This is a genomic window from Rhodococcus sp. SORGH_AS_0303, from assembly GCF_030819335.1.
Classification (GTDB): Bacteria; Actinomycetota; Actinomycetes; order Mycobacteriales; family Mycobacteriaceae; genus Rhodococcoides.
Genome location: NZ_JAUTBO010000001.1, coordinates 1,041,343 through 1,057,651 on the forward strand (window position 1 = coordinate 1,041,343; position 16,309 = coordinate 1,057,651).

Annotated in this window: 10 protein-coding genes and 1 pseudogene; 5 read left to right on the plus strand and 6 right to left on the minus strand. The window is 69.0% G+C overall.

Annotation, left to right across the window (positions count from 1 at the left end; genetic code table 11):
* Nucleotides 1-50: 50 nt before the first annotated feature.
* Nucleotides 51-170, plus strand: a pseudogene (locus QE449_RS04820) (TetR/AcrR family transcriptional regulator); the annotation flags it as partial.
* A 248-nt stretch (nucleotides 171-418) separates the two neighbouring features.
* On the opposite strand, the gene QE449_RS04825 reads toward QE449_RS04820, so the two are convergent.
* Nucleotides 419-631, minus strand: a complete 213-nt coding sequence (locus QE449_RS04825) for a hypothetical protein (RefSeq protein ID WP_307108311.1) — start codon at nucleotides 629-631, stop codon at nucleotides 419-421.
* 53 nt (nucleotides 632-684) lie between these two features.
* Here QE449_RS04825 and QE449_RS04830 point away from each other — a divergent pair, with 53 nt between their 5' ends.
* Nucleotides 685-1,821, plus strand: coding sequence for an amino acid deaminase/aldolase (locus tag QE449_RS04830; protein WP_307108312.1), 1,137 nt, complete (start codon nucleotides 685-687; stop codon nucleotides 1,819-1,821).
* Between the two features lie 6 nt (nucleotides 1,822-1,827).
* Here QE449_RS04830 and QE449_RS04835 read toward each other — a convergent pair whose 3' ends face one another.
* Entirely contained in the window at nucleotides 1,828-5,241 is a 3,414-nt protein-coding gene (locus QE449_RS04835; protein WP_307108313.1) for a bifunctional RecB family nuclease/DEAD/DEAH box helicase, read from the minus strand.
* A 30-nt stretch (nucleotides 5,242-5,271) separates the two neighbouring features.
* Nucleotides 5,272-6,225, minus strand: coding sequence for an alpha/beta hydrolase family protein (locus QE449_RS04840; protein WP_307108314.1), 954 nt, complete (start codon nucleotides 6,223-6,225; stop codon nucleotides 5,272-5,274).
* A gap of 89 nt (nucleotides 6,226-6,314) precedes the next feature.
* Here QE449_RS04840 and QE449_RS04845 point away from each other — a divergent pair, with 89 nt between their 5' ends.
* On the plus strand, nucleotides 6,315-6,926 hold the full coding sequence (locus tag QE449_RS04845) for an alpha/beta hydrolase (protein WP_307108315.1): 612 nt from the start codon (nucleotides 6,315-6,317) through the stop codon (nucleotides 6,924-6,926).
* Between the two features lie 2 nt (nucleotides 6,927-6,928).
* Here QE449_RS04845 and QE449_RS04850 read toward each other — a convergent pair whose 3' ends face one another.
* Both QE449_RS04850 and QE449_RS04855 read right to left on the minus strand, forming a co-directional pair.
* Nucleotides 6,929-8,503, minus strand: coding sequence for a molybdopterin-dependent oxidoreductase (locus tag QE449_RS04850; protein WP_027504698.1), 1,575 nt, complete (start codon nucleotides 8,501-8,503; stop codon nucleotides 6,929-6,931).
* Between the two features lie 122 nt (nucleotides 8,504-8,625).
* Nucleotides 8,626-10,416 carry a long-chain fatty acid--CoA ligase gene (locus QE449_RS04855; protein WP_307108316.1) on the minus strand — a complete coding sequence of 597 codons (1,791 nt, stop codon included), beginning with the start codon at nucleotides 10,414-10,416 and terminating at the stop codon, nucleotides 8,626-8,628.
* 146 nt (nucleotides 10,417-10,562) lie between these two features.
* Between QE449_RS04855 and QE449_RS04860 the strand changes: the two genes are divergently transcribed.
* Entirely contained in the window at nucleotides 10,563-12,257 is a 1,695-nt protein-coding gene (locus QE449_RS04860) for a DEAD/DEAH box helicase (RefSeq protein ID WP_307108317.1), read from the plus strand.
* 42 nt (nucleotides 12,258-12,299) lie between these two features.
* On the opposite strand, the gene QE449_RS04865 is transcribed toward QE449_RS04860, so the two are convergent.
* Entirely contained in the window at nucleotides 12,300-13,586 is a 1,287-nt protein-coding gene (locus tag QE449_RS04865; protein WP_081821135.1) for an MFS transporter, read from the minus strand.
* A 431-nt stretch (nucleotides 13,587-14,017) separates the two neighbouring features.
* Here QE449_RS04865 and QE449_RS04870 point away from each other — a divergent pair, with 431 nt between their 5' ends.
* Entirely contained in the window at nucleotides 14,018-16,309 is a 2,292-nt protein-coding gene (locus tag QE449_RS04870; RefSeq protein ID WP_222631621.1) for a bifunctional diguanylate cyclase/phosphodiesterase, read from the plus strand.

The window sequence follows — 16,309 nt, forward strand, 5'->3', positions numbered from 1 at the left end:
TGGATACAAGTACTGGACAACCGTCCAGGTCAACCCCCTAGACTTCGACCATGACCGTGCGCCTCCCCGCCGATCTCCGGCGTTCGCAGCTGATCGAGGCCGGGCTCACCGTGGCAGCGGAGGCGGGGATCGCCGCCGTCACCGTGCGCGCCGTCGCCGAACACGCGGAGGTCTCGCTCGGCGTCGTCCACTACTGCTTCGAGAACAAGGAAGCGCTCGTCACGGCCATGGGCGAGGCGTTGGTCCAGGAGCTCGGCGCCGCCGTCGGCACGGCCCTGCACGCTGCCGCCGCCGACGGTCGGCGGGACTGCGCCGGCCCCCGTGCGCTGCGCGAGATACTGCACCGCGGCGTGGCCGCACTCTGGTCGGTCATCGAGAGCACGGCCGACCGGCAGCTGCTCACCTACGAGATCACCGCCTACTCGGTGCGCTCCGCGGGAGCCGGACCCGGCATCGGCACGTTGCAGTACCGCGTCATGGACACCGAGACGGAGAGCTTCCTCGAGGCGGCGGCCGAGGCATCACGGATGCGGTGGACCGAACCGATGGCGTCGTTGACGCGTTCCGCACTGGCGACCATCGACGGGGTGGTTCTCCGGTGGCTCGTCGACCAGGACACTCTCGCCGTCATCGCGGAACTCGACGACCTGGCCGCGCGCATCGCGGGGCGAAGGCGGTGCCGTCGTGACCGTGCTCGATCGGCTCGGTGCCGCGACGGCAGAGCTCGACCCGCCGCTGCTCGCGATCGACGAGGAGTCGCTCGAGGCCAACCTCGCGGATCTGGTGCGACGGGCCGGCGGTACGCCCATCCGTCTCGCGTCGAAATCCGTCCGTATCCGCGGTGTCCTCGAGCGTGCGCTGGCCGTTCGGGGGTTCGCGGGCGTCATGGCCTACTCGCTGCGAGAGGCGTTGTGGCTGAACGAGGTACCGGACATCCTCGTCGGCTATCCGACCGTGGATCGACAGGCGCTCGCCACCCTGGCCGCGGACGCCGACGCGTGCCGCCGCATCACTCTCATAATCGACTCGCGAGCACACCTCGACGTGATCGACGCCGCCGGTCCGTGGGCAGCTCCGGTGCGGGTGTGTCTCGACGTCGACGCGTCGCTCCGCATCGGACCCGCTCACATCGGCGTTCGTCGGTCGCCGCTACGTCGTCCGGCCGAGGTGGCCGCGCTGGCGCGGGAGGCGGTCCGGCGCGGCGCGTCCGTCGTCGGCGTAATGTTCTACGAGGCGCAGATCGCGGGGCTGCCCGATTCCGGACGAGCGGTGCGGTGGATGAAGCGGAAGTCGGCGTCCGAGTTGGCCTTCCGGCGACGCGCCGTGGTCGATGCCGTGCAGGACGAGGTGGGCGTGCTCGAGATCGTGAACAGTGGCGGCACCGGGTCGATCGAGGTGTCGGCTGCGGATCCGGCGGTGACCGAGGTGACGGCGGGATCCGGCTTGTTCGCGCCGACGCTGTTCGATCGCTACGACGCGTTCACTGGACGACCGGCGCTGTTCTTCGCACTCCCCGTCGTCCGCACGCCGACGCGGACCATCGCGACAGCGTTCTCGGGTGGGTACATCGCCTCGGGACCGACGGGGGCCTCTCGTGTGCCGTCACTGATCGGACGCGGGGCGTTGATCCGCACCGAGGGGGCCGGGGAGGTCCAGACGCCGGTGGCGGGATCCGGTGCGGCGGTGGGGGATCGGCTGTGGTTCCGGCACGCCAAGGCCGGTGAGGTGTGCGAGCGCTTCACAGAGGCACACCTCGTGTCCGCGGACGGTTCCCGCACGACACTGCCCACCTACCGCGGTGAGGGTCGGGCCTTCGGCTGACCGGCATCATTCGTCGGGGCTCACCCGCATGAAGGCGCCGACCAACGACAGCTCCGCCGGTGTCGAGGGCAGATAGTGCGTCAGCGCGGGTGAGCGGACGACGTATGCGGCCCACTGCCCCCGCGACAAGGCGACGTTGATGCGGTTGCGCGACAACAGGAACTGCATGCCGCGCGGCACGTCCTCGGGGGCCGACGCGGCCATGGACACGATCACCACGGCGGCCTCCCGGCCCTGGAACTTGTCGACGGTGCCGCACGAGGCCTCGTGCAGTCCGGCATCGTCGAGCGCCGCGCGCACGGTGGCGACCTGGGCGTTGTAGGCCGCCACCACGAGCAGGTCCGAGGCGCCGAGCGGCCGTGTCTCCCCGTCACACGTCCAGGCCGATCCCACCAGTGACCGTGCGAGTCGGACGATCTCGACCGCTTCCTCTCGCGAGGACGTCGCGTTGCCCTCGTGGTCGACGAGAACTGTGTGCACTCCCGGGTCGACGCCGTCCAGGTGCCGTCCCAGCACTGTGTCGTGCGAGCGGAGCCGTCCGTCGTAGGACAGGTCGGACACCACGGAACACAGCTCGGGGTGCATGCGGCGAGTGGTGGCCAGGAAGTACCCGAGGTCGGCCGGGAGCGTGTCGGAGCCGTCCGCGAGCCAGCCCAGAGCAGAGGTGTCCACCGGTTCGGGGTGGCTGCCCTGGCTCACCTGCGGCAGCTGCTGCGGATCGCCGAGCAGCAGGAGGTTGCGTGCCACCCGCGCCACCGCAATGGTGTTGGCGAGCGAGAACTGGCCCGCCTCGTCGACGACCAGCAGGTCCAGCTCCTGCTCTGCGAACTCCTTGCGGTTGGTGAACGGCCAGGCCGTCGCACCCACGACGCATCCGCCGGTGTGTGTGGCCAGGTACCCGGAGTACGAGTCCACGCCGAGCCACGAGTGCGTGCTGTCGGACGACCCCTTCTTGGCGACGCTCTCGGGATCGAGCCCGGCGGCGACAACACCGTCGAGAAGGTTCTCGATCACCGAGTGCGACTGGCCGACCACCCCGATGCGCCAGCCGTGATCGCGTGCGAGTGCGGCGATCACTCGCGATCCGGTGTAGGTCTTCCCCGTTCCCGGCGGCCCTTGGACCGCGATGTAGGAATCGTCGAGATCGAGGAGCGACGCCGTGATGGCCGCAGCGACCTGCTCGTCGACGACCTCGGCGAGCGGTGCGCCGGACCGGGTCCGGGGAGGATCACGACGCAGGAGGTCGACCACGGCCGAGGCGCGGACTTCGGGAAGGCGATCCGCTGCCTCCGCCGCGGTGGCGGCGATGGCCTCCCGCAGCGTGGTCGTGTTGACGAAGGCATCGGGCGTCGTGGCGACCGGTGCGACATCGTGGGGTTCGGCGCCCTTGGACAGCGACTCCTCGAGCGTGAGGTGGGCGCCGTCCTCGGACACCTCGACGATCGTTCCGGGCATCGTCCAGCGATACTGCGGGTTCGCGCGTCTGTCGGGCGCGATCCAGTCCGGAGCAGGCGGCGCGTAGAGCACGGTCACCTTCGACCCCACGCGCCCACTGCCGGGCCCGAACTCACCGCGCACCACGCTCGTGCGCCGCTGGACCCGCTTGCCGGGCGGTGTCGCCCACTCGGTCATGGACTCCACCTCCTCGACCATGAACACGTCGCGGGTGTCGGCCCACTCGTCCATCGGCGAGGCCAGTCGGTCGAAGTGCGCCCACCAGTAGGGCTTCTCCTCGCGCTGGTGGTAGCCGACAGCGGCCGCGAGCAGGGCGATCGCCTGCTGGTCGGTCGTGCGTGAGACCGATTCACCGGCGAACTCCCACAGGGCGTCTCGCACCGCGTCCCGGTCCTCGTCGACCGGTTCGGCCGCGTCGAGCGGACCGCGGGGCACCACACCCGCGCGTTCGGCGTGACCGAGCAACCAGTCGCGCAGTTCCAGTGTGGAGCGGCAGTCGTACTCGTTGTAGTCGGCGATCTCGGCGAGGACGCCGGCCGCCTCGTCGAGGTCGCCACGGTCGCGCAGATCGCACCACCGCGCGTACTCGGTGATGGAAGCGACGGCGTCTGCCACGTCGCCGCGGTGATCGGTCATGTACAGCGGTTCGAGCTTCTTGATGCTGTAGCTCGGTGCGCCGATGCGCAGGGCGGACCGCACGACGGGATACAGGTCGACGAGGATCTGCTGCCGGAGAAGGTCGTCGACCTCGTTCTCGTACACCCCGTACCGCGAGGCCAGACGCAGCAGAGCCGACTTCTCGTATGCCGCATAGTGATACACGTGCATGCCGGGGAACGCCTCGCGGCGTGCACGCACGTACTCGACGAAGGCGACGAAGGCGGCCCTCTCCTCGTGCCGGTCGTGGGCCCAGAACGGCCGGAACGCGCCGTCGGACTCCATGACGCCGAAGAGGTACTCGAGCCCCCAGTCGGAGGAGCCGCGTTCGGCGTACAGCGGGTCGCCCTCGAAGTCGAAGAAGATGTCGCCCTCGTCCGGAGCGGGCAGTGCACCGAGAGCACTCGGGGTGTGCACGTCGACCACCGGTGACCCCGACTGCTCCTGCTGAACCTGGGCCAGGGCCTGCGCGCGCAGGGTGCCGAGGGACCGCTCCGAGAGGTCCGCGACGGAACCGGTGTGTGCGGCCAACTCGTCGACGGTCGTGATCCCCGCGGCGTGCAACGTGGACCGCTGGGAGACGCGCATCCCGGCGACCAGCAACAGGTCGCGCTGTGCCTCGACCTCGGGGGTGCAGTGCTCGCACCGGAAGCAGGCGCGAATGTCGAGGTCGGCCCAGGATGCCGGGAGCAGTTGCGTCAGGTGGCCGGACAGCAGGGCCACCATCTCGCGCCGTGCGCGGCGGTAGACGGGGAGGACGTCCGGCAGGTGCACGAGATGGTCGGTGCCGTCACCGAGGACGAGGTGGCCCGTGGCGGACGTGGGAACTCCGACAGCCTCGAGCGCGTCGGCGTACGCCGCGATCTGCAGGACCGACGGGACGCGCTCGGTGCGCGACAGCTTGGTGTCGTGCACCGCATAGGTGTCGGTCGACAGGTCGTGGATCAGGAAGTCGCTGAACCCGAGGAACTCGCCGTCGAAGAACGTGCCCTGGTAGATGACGGGGACGCGCTGCTGCGCCGCGGCGAGGGTGGCCTGTGCGGCGGCGGCCAGCTCGGACGGGATGCTCTCGGCCGGCCGTTCGATGGTCACGACGCCGTCCGGATGCTCGCGCTTCAGTCTCAGCAGCTCGCGGGCCTCGTGTTGACTGCCGAGGCGCGCGAGCCGGGCGAACATCGCGTCGTCGACCTGCTCGGTCTCGATGCGGCCGAGGTTCGCGTCGAGCGTGCGCAGGAGTGCGTACTCGCACCGGGACGCCAGCGCGAGGTCGCCTGCGCTGTGGACGAGGGTGTCTCCGGTGACGAACATGCCGCCACCCTAACGAGACCGGCCGACAGGTCAGCGGGTCCCGAGAGCCGGTGCGATCGTCGTGCCCCACGCTTCCTTCAGCTGGTCCTCGAACAGTGCCCAGCTGTGCGAGCCCTCGCCGCGCATCGAGATGGTCGCAGGCACGCCCGCCCTCCGCACCGCGTCGGCGAAGATGCCGGTGCACGTGTTCACCATGGCTTCGACGGCTGCTCCACCGAACGGGGGAATGCTGCCGGGCGGGATGCGGTCGACGGGGCCGGGAACACCGCTCGCGGATCCTGCGTAGACAGCCGTTCCGCGGAGGCGGTCGGCGTGGAGGGACGGGTCGTGCTGCGCCCATGCGGGAGCACCGGGAGGGCCCCACATGTTGAAGGGATTGTTCAGGGCGCCGCCGATCATGATCGAGATCGCGGCCTGGGCGAGCGGGTTCGACGAGGCGGGGCACCCGCTGATGGATGCCGCGGCACGGTAGAGGCCGGGCGCCTGCACGGCGAGATCGAGTGCCGGACCGCCGCTCATCGACACCCCTGCCACCGCGTTGCGGCGCGTACTGCCGAAGTGCTGGTCCATGACGCCGGGCAGTTCCTGCGTCAGATAGGTCTGCCATTTGTTGGATCCGAGGATCGGATCGTCGGCGAGCCAATCCGTGTAGAAACTGAGACGCCCACCGATGGGGAGCACGACGGTGACGTTCTTGTCGGCGAAGAATCCCGGGGCGCCGGAGTTGTTGATCCAGCCGACTCCGTCCTCGTTGCCCAGGGCGCCGTTGAGAAGGTAGAGCGTGGGGATCGACCCGCCGCGAGCCGGGCGGAGCACGTCGTTCGGCACGACGCGGTTCATGGCGGGGGAGTAGACGTCGACGACCGAGTGTGTCGGCGAGAGCTGCCGCACCCCGACCACTCGGGCAGGCTCCGCAGCGGTGGCGGCGGGCGCCCCGAGAAGAGCCGCGACGACGGCGACGACGATGACGAAAACCAACCTCATGGTCCGATGCTCGCACGGCGGAGAGAACCGTGGGGTTCGGTTCTGTGTCGAACCGGTGACTATTGAGTCACATCAGCCACAATGGCCACATGCCGTTCTTCGAAGGACCCCGAGGTCGCGCCCACTACCGCCAGTGGGGACCCACCGAGGACCCTGCCGCGACCCTCGTCTTCCTGCACGGGCGGGGACAGCACACCGGCCAGTACCACCGGTTCGGCGCTGCCCTGTCAGCACACGGCATCGCCACCTGGGGCCTCGACCACATCGGCCACGGCTTGTCCGAAGGAGAGGCGGCCGACGACGCCGCCTACCTCGACGCGCTGGCGGAGAACGCACGACATCTCCTCGACGTCGTGGTCGAGGCCGGCCACCGACCTGCGGTGATGGGCCACTCGCTGGGGTCCGCGACCGCGGTGCGGATGCTCGCGACCGGCGGGAGCGCGCCCGCCGTCGTGCTGGTGGCGATGCCGCCGCGCGCGATCTCCCGCGAGGATCTGACGGCAGCGACCCGGTCGCCCACCCTGGCACTGCACGGTGTGGACGACCGCATGGTGCCGATCGACGGCGTCCGAGACCTCGTGCGCGGCATCCCGACGATCACCCTGCGCGAGTACGCCGACGCCGGACACGACCTGCTGCACGAGAAGATCCACCGCACCGTGACCGACGCGGCCGCGGACCACGTCCTCGCGAACGCCTGACGTCAGCTGACGATGATGGTGCGGGTGTGCCACCCGGTCGAACCACCGGGGATCGGCGGGGTGCGCTCCTCGACCTGCGTGTTCCCGTCCTGATCCGTCGCGCGGACCTGGATGTTGTGGTTGCCCGCAGTGGCGTCCCAGTCCCAGAACCACTGGCGCCAGGTGTCGATCGTGTACTGCTCGGCGAGCGTCGCCTCCTGCCACGGTCCGTTGTCGACACGGACCTCGACGCGCTCGATGCCACGCTGCTGCGCCCAGGCGGTACCTGCGACACGGACGGGACCGGGTGCGACGGGGGCGAAGGCGGCCGGCACGTCGATGCGTGACGCCGTCTTGATCGGTGCCTTGTCGCCCCAGCCGCGGTCGGTCCAGTAGGCCGTCGCCTCGTCGAAGCGCGTGAGTTCCCAGTCGACGACCCACTTGGTGGCGGAGACGAATCCGTACAGACCGGGCACGACCTGACGCACCGGGTAGCCGTGCTCGACGGGCAGCGGCTCGCCGTTCATCGACACCGCGAGCATCGCGTCGCGGCCGTCGGTGAGGGCCTCGACCGGCGAACCGATGGTCATGCCGTCGATGCTCGTGGACAGCAGCATGTCCGCGTCGGCCTGCACACCCACCTCGTCGAGGATGTCCTTGATGGGGAACCCGATCCAGGTCGCGTTGCCGGCGAGCGGTCCGCCGACCTCGTTGGACACGCACGTCAGCGTCACGACGCGCTCGATTGGAGTGCGAGCCATGAGGTCGTCCCAGCTCAGCGTCATCTCGCGGTCGACCTTGCCGTGGATCTTGAGCTGCCACTCGGCGGTGGTCAGCTGCGGGACCTGCAGAGCGGTGTCGATGCGGTAGAAGGTGTTGTTCGGCGTGACGAAGGTGGTCGCGCCCTCGACACCGATGTCGGTACCGGCCGGAATGGCGGCGGCTTTCTCGCCGGCCGCGACCGTGGGGAGGCGGAAGTTCTTGATGTCCTCGGCGACGCCGGCGACACGATCGCCGAGGTACCGGCCGACCGTGCCGGCTGCGACTGCCACCGCGGCGGCAGCGCCGAACAGGACGAGGAACTTGCGACGCGGCATGAACCCGTCGACCGTGCCCGCCGGCACCTCGAGCGCTCGCGTGAGGGCTTGCAGGACCGCGATGCCCAGGACGACGCCCACCACGGTGGGGATGACATCACTGAGCGAGGACGTCGGCCGCTGCAGCACCGCGTAGACGCCGACGGCACCGAGCACCAGCAGGATCACCGATCCGATGGGACGGGACGGGCGCTCGAGCAGGCCGGCGATGGCGGCGATGATCGCGATGCCGATGGACATGCCGACGAACAGGGCGGCCTTGTCGTTGGTGCCGAAGGTGTCGATCGCGAACTCGCGGGCGAACGCGGGCGTGCGGTCCACGGTGGTGGAGCCGACGGCGAAGAACGGTGACGACGCCGAGCTGAAGAGGAGCGAGAGGATCTCGCCCACGCCGAGCACGACGCCGGCGGCGACCACTCCGCTGAGCATGCGTGCGAAGGGGTGGACGCGCGTACGCGCGGAGTCACCCGAGGTCTGGCGTTCGGTGGTCGTCGTGGTCATGACTGCTATTCGTCACGATGGCAGTGTCGGCTTGCTCCGGTGGGCGTGTTGACGAGCCACAACGAGCGAGGCGCGCCCGTGAGGAGTTCTCACGGGCGCGCCTCGGGTGGGTCGGACGAGTGTCAGCCTCCGTAGATGTCGGCCACCTCGCTGGCGTGCGACTCCAGGATGACGTTGCGCTTGAGCTTCATGGTCGGCGTCAGTTCTCCCGACTCGATCGTGAAGTCACCGGGCAGGATCGTGTATTTCTTGATCTGCTCGGCTTTGGAGACCTTCGAGTTGGCCGTGTCGACGGCCTTGTCGATCTCGGCGATCAGGTCGGCGTTGGTCGTCAGATCACTCGCGGACGTGCTCTTGTCGAGACCGTGACGCTCGAGCCAGCCGGGCAGAGCCTCGGGATCCAGCGTGATGAGCGCCCCGATGAACGGCTTGGCGTCGCCCACGACGAGGCACTGGCTGACCAGCGGGTGCGACCGGATGGAGTCCTCGAGGCCGGCGGGCGCGACGTTCTTGCCACCTGCCGTCACGATGATCTCCTTCTTGCGACCGGTGATCGAGAGGAAGCCCTCGTCGTCGAGTGAGCCGAGGTCACCGGTGTGGAACCAGCCGTCGCGGATCGATTCCTCGGTGGCCTTCTCGTTGTGCCAGTACCCGGAGAACACGACGGGACCCTTCACCAGGATCTCGCCGTCCTCCGCGATCTTCACGGCGTGCCCCGCGAGCGGGCGGCCGACGGAACCGATGCGCTGCTTGTCGGTGGTGTTGACCGTGACGGCGGCGCTGGTCTCGGTGAGTCCGTAGCCTTCACGCACCGGAACGCCGATGCCGCGGAAGAAGTGGCCCAGTCGAGCGCCGAGGGGGCCGCCGCCGGACAGCGCACTGGTGCACCGTCCACCGAGCGCGGCGCGGAGCTTCGAGTAGACCAGCTTGTCGAACAGGGTGTGCTTCGCCTTGAGCACCAGGCCGGCGCCGCCCTTGTCCTGCGCGATGCTCCACTCGATCGCGACGTCCGCGGCCTGATCGAAGATCTTGCCCTTGCCGCCGTCGTGCGCCTTCTGCTTGGCCGAGTTGTAGACCTTCTCGAACACGCGCGGGACCGAGAGGATGAAGTCGGGCTGGAACTCGGCGAACTGCTCGACCAGCGTCGTGGTGTCGGACGTGTGCGCCACCGTGACCTTGGCCTCGAAGGCGCCGAACGACACAGCGCGAGCGAACACGTGCGCCATCGGGAGGAACAGCAGGGTGCGCTTGCCCTCGGTCATCTGGTCGTGCAGCGCCACCTGGGTGGCCGTCGTCTCGGCGTAGAAGTTCGAGTGCGTGAGCTGGACACCCTTCGGGCGGCCGGTGGTCCCCGAGGTGTAGATGAGCGTGGCGGCCGACGACGCGGACACCTGCTGACGACGGGCGTGCAGATTGTCGTCGGACACGGAGGCGCCGCGGGTGGTGAGCTCGTCGATCGCACCGCCGTCGAAGCTCAGCGTCTCGCGGAGATCCGCGGCGCTGTCGGTGACGTCCTTCATGCGGGTGAGATGTTCGGAGGTCTCGACGACGAAGAGCTTGGTCGCGGAGTCCTCGAGGATCCACTGCGCCTGATCGGCTGCGGACGTCTCGTAGATGGACACGGTGCAGCCACCGGCGGTCCAGATCGCGTAGTCGAGCACGACCCACTCGTAGCGGGTGCCGGCCATGATGGCGACGCGGTCACCGAACTCGATGCCGGAGGCCATGAGGCCCTTGGCCACGCCCGCGACCTCGTCGGCGAACGTGCGCGCCGTGACGTCCTTCCACGAGCCGCCGACTCGCCGTTGGAACGCCACCCACTCCGGGGTCTCGCTCGCGTAGCGGAACACGGTGTCGGCCATCGAGACGTCGTCCGGGATCGTGTAGGACGCGGGTACCGAGTATTCGTGCACGGTGTCTGTACCTTCCAGTAGCAGCAGGTTTGTTGTGTATTGGATCACATGAAGCGATGCTGCGGTGATCGTAGTGCCGTATCCGCTTTGTCCTGTTCGAACAGTTGTCGTTCTGCAGGTGGTCGCTGGACTAGACTCTGGTGCACATGAGCACTTCCGAGTCGGAAACGGTGTCCACCGACACCCCCTCGTTCGTCGATCTCGGTATCGACGAGCGTGTGCTGAAAGCCCTCGCGGACGTCGGGTACGAGACGCCGTCGCCCATTCAGGCAGCCACCATCCCGCCGTTGATGGCCGGGAACGACGTCGTCGGCCTCGCGCAGACCGGCACCGGCAAGACCGCCGCGTTCGCCGTGCCGATCCTCTCGCGCCTCGACGTCGCCAACCGGGTGCCGCAGGCGCTGGTCCTCGCGCCCACCCGCGAGCTGGCCATCCAGGTGGCCGAGGCGTTCGGCAAGTACGCCACCCACATCGAGGGCCTGCACATCCTGCCCATCTACGGCGGGCAGGCGTACGGCACCCAGCTCTCCGGTCTGCGGCGCGGCGCCCACATCGTCGTCGGCACGCCCGGTCGCGTCATCGACCACCTCGAGAAGGGCACGCTGGACCTGTCGCACCTCGAGTATCTCGTGCTCGACGAGGCCGACGAGATGCTGAAGATGGGATTCCAGGAGGACGTCGAGCGCATCCTCGCGGACACCCCCGAGTACAAGCAGGTGGCGCTGTTCTCGGCCACCATGCCGTCGGCGATCCGCAAGATCTCGCAGCAGTACCTGCACGATCCGGTCGAGATCACGGTGAAGACGAAGACGTCCACCGCCCCCAACATCACGCAGCGGTACGTGCAGGTGGCGCATCAGCGCAAGCTCGACGCGTTGACGCGGATCTTCGAGGTCGAGGACTTCGAGGCGATGATCATCTTCGTCCGCACCAAGCAGGCCACGGAGGAGCTCGCCGAGAAGTTGCGGGCGCGGGGCTACTCGGCCGCCGCCATCAACGGTGACATCGTGCAGGCGCAGCGCGAGCGGACCATCGGTCAGCTCAAGAACGGTGCGCTCGACGTGCTCGTCGCCACCGACGTCGCGGCCCGCGGTCTCGACGTCGAGCGGATCTCGCACGTCGTCAACTACGACATCCCGCACGACACCGAGTCGTACGTGCACCGCATCGGGCGGACCGGTCGCGCCGGGCGCGCGGGCGAAGCGCTGCTGTTCGTCGCGCCGCGGGAGCGTCATCTGCTCAAGGCCATCGAGAAGGCGACGCGGCAGCCGATCACCGAGATGCAGCTGCCGAGCGTCGACGACGTCAACGCGCAGCGCGTGGCCAAGTTCGCCGACTCCATCACCCAGTCGCTGTCCTCGACGTCGCTCGGGCTGTTCCGTCGACTCATCGAGGACTACGAGCGCGAGCACGACGTGCCGCTCGCGGACATCGCCGCGGCGCTGGCGACGCAGTCGCGGGACGGCGACGCGTTCCTCATGTCGCCCGAGCCGCCGCCCCCGCCGAGGGAGAAGCGCGAGCGCCCCGAGCGCAAGTTCGACGATCGGGACGCACCGCCGTTGCGCAAGTCTCGCAAGGGCGATCAGGATCTGGCGGTGTACCGGATCAGCGTCGGCAAGCGGCACAAGGTGGCGCCCGGTGCCATCGTCGGTGCCATCGCCAACGAGGGCGGGCTGCGGCGCAGCGACTTCGGGCACATCAGCATCCGGCCGGATCACAGCCTGGTCGAGCTCCCGGCGGATCTCGCGGACGAGACGTTGGAAGCGTTGCGCCGCACCAGGATCAGCGGCGTGCTCATCCAGCTGCAGCGCGACGGCGGACCGCCCCGCGGCAAGCACTGATACCAGCGCACCCCCGCGAGAGTCTCGCGGGGGTGCGGTGCGTCAGCTCTTCTGCAACGCCGAGGGATGCGCGTCGGTGTCGACACCGGGGACTCCGCGGCCGCGGATCGACGCGCCCGCCGTCTCGGCGACGAAGAGCAGTGCGATCAGTCCGACGACGCAGGCGCCCATCATGTAGAACGCCGGGACGAGGTCGTTGCCGGTCCGTTCGACGAGCCACTCGTTGGCCGCCGGCGCCGTGCCACCGAACAACGAGGTCGACACGTTGTAGGCGATGGCGAAGCCGGCGAACCGGACGTGCGTCGGGAACATGGCCGGGAACGTCGCCGAGATGGTCGAGAGCTGCAGGACGTAGAGCAGGCCCAGCACGGTGAACGCGACGATGGCCCAGCCGAAGTTGACCGTCATCAGCATGTACATCGGGATCGCGAAGATCAGCAGTCCGACCATCGAGACGAGCCACAGTGGCTTGCGCCCCACCTTGTCCGACAGTGCTCCGGCGAACGGAATGACGAGCATCATGGCGAACTGCCCGATGACGACGAGGAACAGCGACGACGTGCTCGACAGGCCGATCCGGCTCTCCAGATAGGTCGGCATGTAGCTCAGCAGGGTGTAGTTGCAGACGTTGAGCGCGACGACGAGGCCCATCAGCGTGAGGATCGGTCGCCAGTAGGTGGCGATCAGTTCGCGGAACTGGGTGGACGTCTTGTGCTCCACCGCGTCCTCGTTCTCGAGTTCACGGAACACCGGGGTGTCCTCGAGCTTGGACCGCATGTAGAGCCCGATGAGCGCCAGCGGCCCGGCGACGAAGAACGGCAGGCGCCAGCCCCACGTGTCCATGAACGCGTCGGTGGAGAGCAGGTCGACGGCCAGCACCACGAGGGCGCCGAGGGAGAAGCCGCCGAGTGTGCCGAACTCGAGGAAGCTGCCGTAGAAGCCGCGCTTGCGGTCGGGGGAGTACTCGGCCATGAAGGTGGCTGCGCCGCCGTACTCACCGCCGGTGGAGAAGCCCTGGATCATCCGCAGGATCACCAGCAGAACCGGTGCCCAGAAGCCGATCGAGGCGTAACTCGGGATGACACCGATGAGGAAGGTCGCGGTGCCCATCAGGATGATGGTCAGTGCGAGGACGTGCTTGCGGCCGAGACGGTCCCCCAGTGGTCCCCAGACGAGGCCGCCGAGCGGACGCACGAGGAAGGACACCGCGAAGATGCCCAGCGTCAGCAGGGTGGCGGACTCGAGGTCGTCCGGGAAGAACGCGCGGGAGATGTACGTGGCCGTGTAGGCGTACACGCCGTAGTCGAACCACTCGGTCGCGTTGCCCATCGCCGAGGCGCCGATCGCGCGCCGGAGAACCCCGGGCGGAGCGTCCTTCAGCGCCGGTGTCGGGTTGTCGACAGAACCTGATTCGGAAGTACTCACTCACCCAGACCTACCGAAGTAGTGGCCGAACCTCAGCATCGAGAGGGGCGATCGGTCTCTTCGTTATCGAGTCGTTACGGCGCCCGGGCTGCCGCGACAGTGGCCGTTCGGCACCGGAAACCACCTCTCACCTGGCCCTCGCACGGACCGTCGTCGTCGGTGTCGCGGCGCGGGAGCGGCGGCATCCGATCTCGGGCACTGTCGGCAGCGTCGGCGCCGTCCGCGCAGGCATGACTGCTGCCTCGGCGCTGCTCGTCTTTCCACTGCTCAGCTAGGTTGTGGACGGATAGATTGTGGTCGGACAGGTCGTGGTTCGGGGGACACGCTCACGCGCGGTGGTCGAGGAGGACGAGTCGATGGTGTCGACGCCCGTTCCCCCACGAGTGACCGCTGCGGCGCTGGACCGATCGCGCCTCGGTGGGCCCGTCCGGTCGCCGGGGCGCTACCTGGCGGCGTCGTTCACGGTGGCCGCCGTGGTGCTGGCCGTCTACCTGATCGTGCCCGCATCGATCCGGACCGGCGTCTTCGCGGTGGGCGCCATCGGCTGCATGGTCGTGGTCCTGGTCGGCCTGCGGCGCAACAGCCCGACCGACACGTACGCCTGGCGGTGCATGCTCGGCGCGGCGACGTCCTTCCTGGTGGGCCTGTCCGCGCGGAGCGTGCGCGCGGACCTGCCCTCGGCGATCCGGCTGCTGCCGGAGGTACTGGTGTTGCTCGGCTACCTGCTGCTCGTCCTCGGCATCGTCGGCTGGTCGCGGCGAGGGGGCAACTCGCGGCCCACCCCGACCATCATCGACGCGGTCCTGGTCACGCTGGGCATGACGTTCGTGTCCTGGGTGCTGCTGGTGGCTCCGGTCCTCTCGACCACGCGGGACGTGCCGTCCGTGGTGCTCAACGGGCTGTTCCCCGCGATCGACGCCGGCCTGTTCACGATGGCGTTCTTCCTGCTGTTGTCGAAGAGCCGCTTCAACGTGTCCCTGGTTCTCCTCGTCGCCGCACTGCTCGTCACCATCGTCGGCGATCTCGGCTACGCGATCGCGACGGCCCGCTCGGTCGCCCCGCCCGCGGTCGTCCTCGACGCGATGTATCTGCTCGCGTTCGTCCTGCTGGCCGCCGCGTCGCTGCATCCGTCGATGGCGTGGGTGGGCCGCGCGGGAGGTGTGACGGCCGCGCTCACCCGGCAGCGGATGACGGTGTCCGTCGCGCTCGTCGCCACCTGCGCCGCGCTGCCGCTCGTCGGCGACGCGGTGGGGACCGCGGACGTGGTGGTCCGCTCGACCTTTCTGGCCGTGATCCTGGTGGGAATGTTCGTCCGCGGTGAGCGGGCGCTGAGCCGGGTGCAGCGCAGCGAGGACAAGGCCCGCCACGACGCCACCCACGATTCGCTCACCGGTCTCCCCGATCGGTCCATGCTCGAGTCGATCCTGGAACGCGCTGCGCGGAGGCCGTCCTCGTCGGCGTCGGCCACCACCGTGCTGTTCGCGGACCTCGACAACTTCAAGGTCGTCAACGACTCGTACGGCCACCGCGCGGGCGACGAGCTCATCCAGGCGGCGGCGCAGCGCATCCGGCGCGTGGTCTCCGCCGACGAGGACGTGGTGCGGTACGCCGGCGACGAGTTCGTGGTGGTGGCGCACTGTGACCGGGCCCGTGCCGAGGAACTCGCGGAACTGCTCCTGGCCGCGTTCGCGGAACCGTTCGAGTTGAGTGTGGCGTCGCTGTACGTGAGCGTCAGCATCGGCATCGCGACGTCCTGCGGTCCCGCCGGGCTCGCGGACGATCTGGTCCGCGAGGCCGACACGGCGATGTACGACGCCAAGTTCCGCGGGCCGGCGGCCTACGCGTTCTTCGACGAGTCCCTGCGCACCGCGGCGACCCGGTCGGTCGAGCTGGGCAGCGCGCTGCGCGGCGCGGTCGCGCGCGGGGAGATGGCGGTGCACTACCAACCCATCGTGTCGCTGCGGACCCACGACGTGCTGGTCTACGAGGCCCTGGTGCGGTGGAAGCATCGCGGCCGCTGGGTGGGGCCGGACGAGTTCATCCCGGTCGCCGAGGCCACCAACATGATCTCCGAGATCGGGACCTGGGTACTCGACACGGCTCTGGGCGATCTGGTGCGACTGCGGGCGGCGGGAGCGCCGCGCATGTCGATGTCGGTGAACCTCTCCGTGCTGCAGCTGCGTGACGAGCGGCTCCCGGACGTCGTCGCGGACCTGCTGGCGTCGCACGGTCTGGACGGGTCGGTGCTCGGGCTCGAGGTGACCGAGAGTGCCCTCATCGCCGATCCGGTGGTGGCCAATCGGGTCCTCGCACGTCTCGCCGAGCAGGACATCGTGCTGGTGCTCGACGACTTCGGGATGGGGTACTCCTCGCTCGGTCGCCTACGAGATCTGCCCATCACCGTCATCAAGATCGACAAGTCGTTCATCGACCGCGTCCCGGTCGACGACGCGTCGGTGTCCATCGTGACGGCCATCGAGGCCATGGCCACCGCGCTGACCATGCGCACCGTCGCCGAGGGCGTGGAGACGACGGAGCAGGAGCGCATCGTCACCGAACTCGGCTGCACGTACGCGCAGGGGTACCTCTACGGGCGCCCCGCGCCCGTGGAGACGTTCCTCTCCTGA

Excerpts from the sequence above, each read along its gene's own strand:
- QE449_RS04825 (WP_307108311.1), bottom strand. The coding sequence starts at position 631 with ATGACGGCGAGAGTGTCCTGGTCGACGAGCCACCGGAGAACCACCCCG.
- QE449_RS04835 (WP_307108313.1), bottom strand. The coding sequence starts at position 5,241 with ATGTTCGTCACCGGAGACACCCTCGTCCACAGCGCAGGCGACCTCGCG.
- QE449_RS04840 (WP_307108314.1), bottom strand. The coding sequence starts at position 6,225 with ATGAGGTTGGTTTTCGTCATCGTCGTCGCCGTCGTCGCGGCTCTTCTC.
- QE449_RS04845 (WP_307108315.1), top strand. The coding sequence starts at position 6,315 with ATGCCGTTCTTCGAAGGACCCCGAGGTCGCGCCCACTACCGCCAGTGG.
- QE449_RS04850 (WP_027504698.1), bottom strand. The coding sequence starts at position 8,503 with ATGACCACGACGACCACCGAACGCCAGACCTCGGGTGACTCCGCGCGT.
- QE449_RS04860 (WP_307108317.1), top strand. The coding sequence starts at position 10,563 with ATGAGCACTTCCGAGTCGGAAACGGTGTCCACCGACACCCCCTCGTTC.
- QE449_RS04865 (WP_081821135.1), bottom strand. The coding sequence starts at position 13,586 with ATGGGCAACGCGACCGAGTGGTTCGACTACGGCGTGTACGCCTACACG.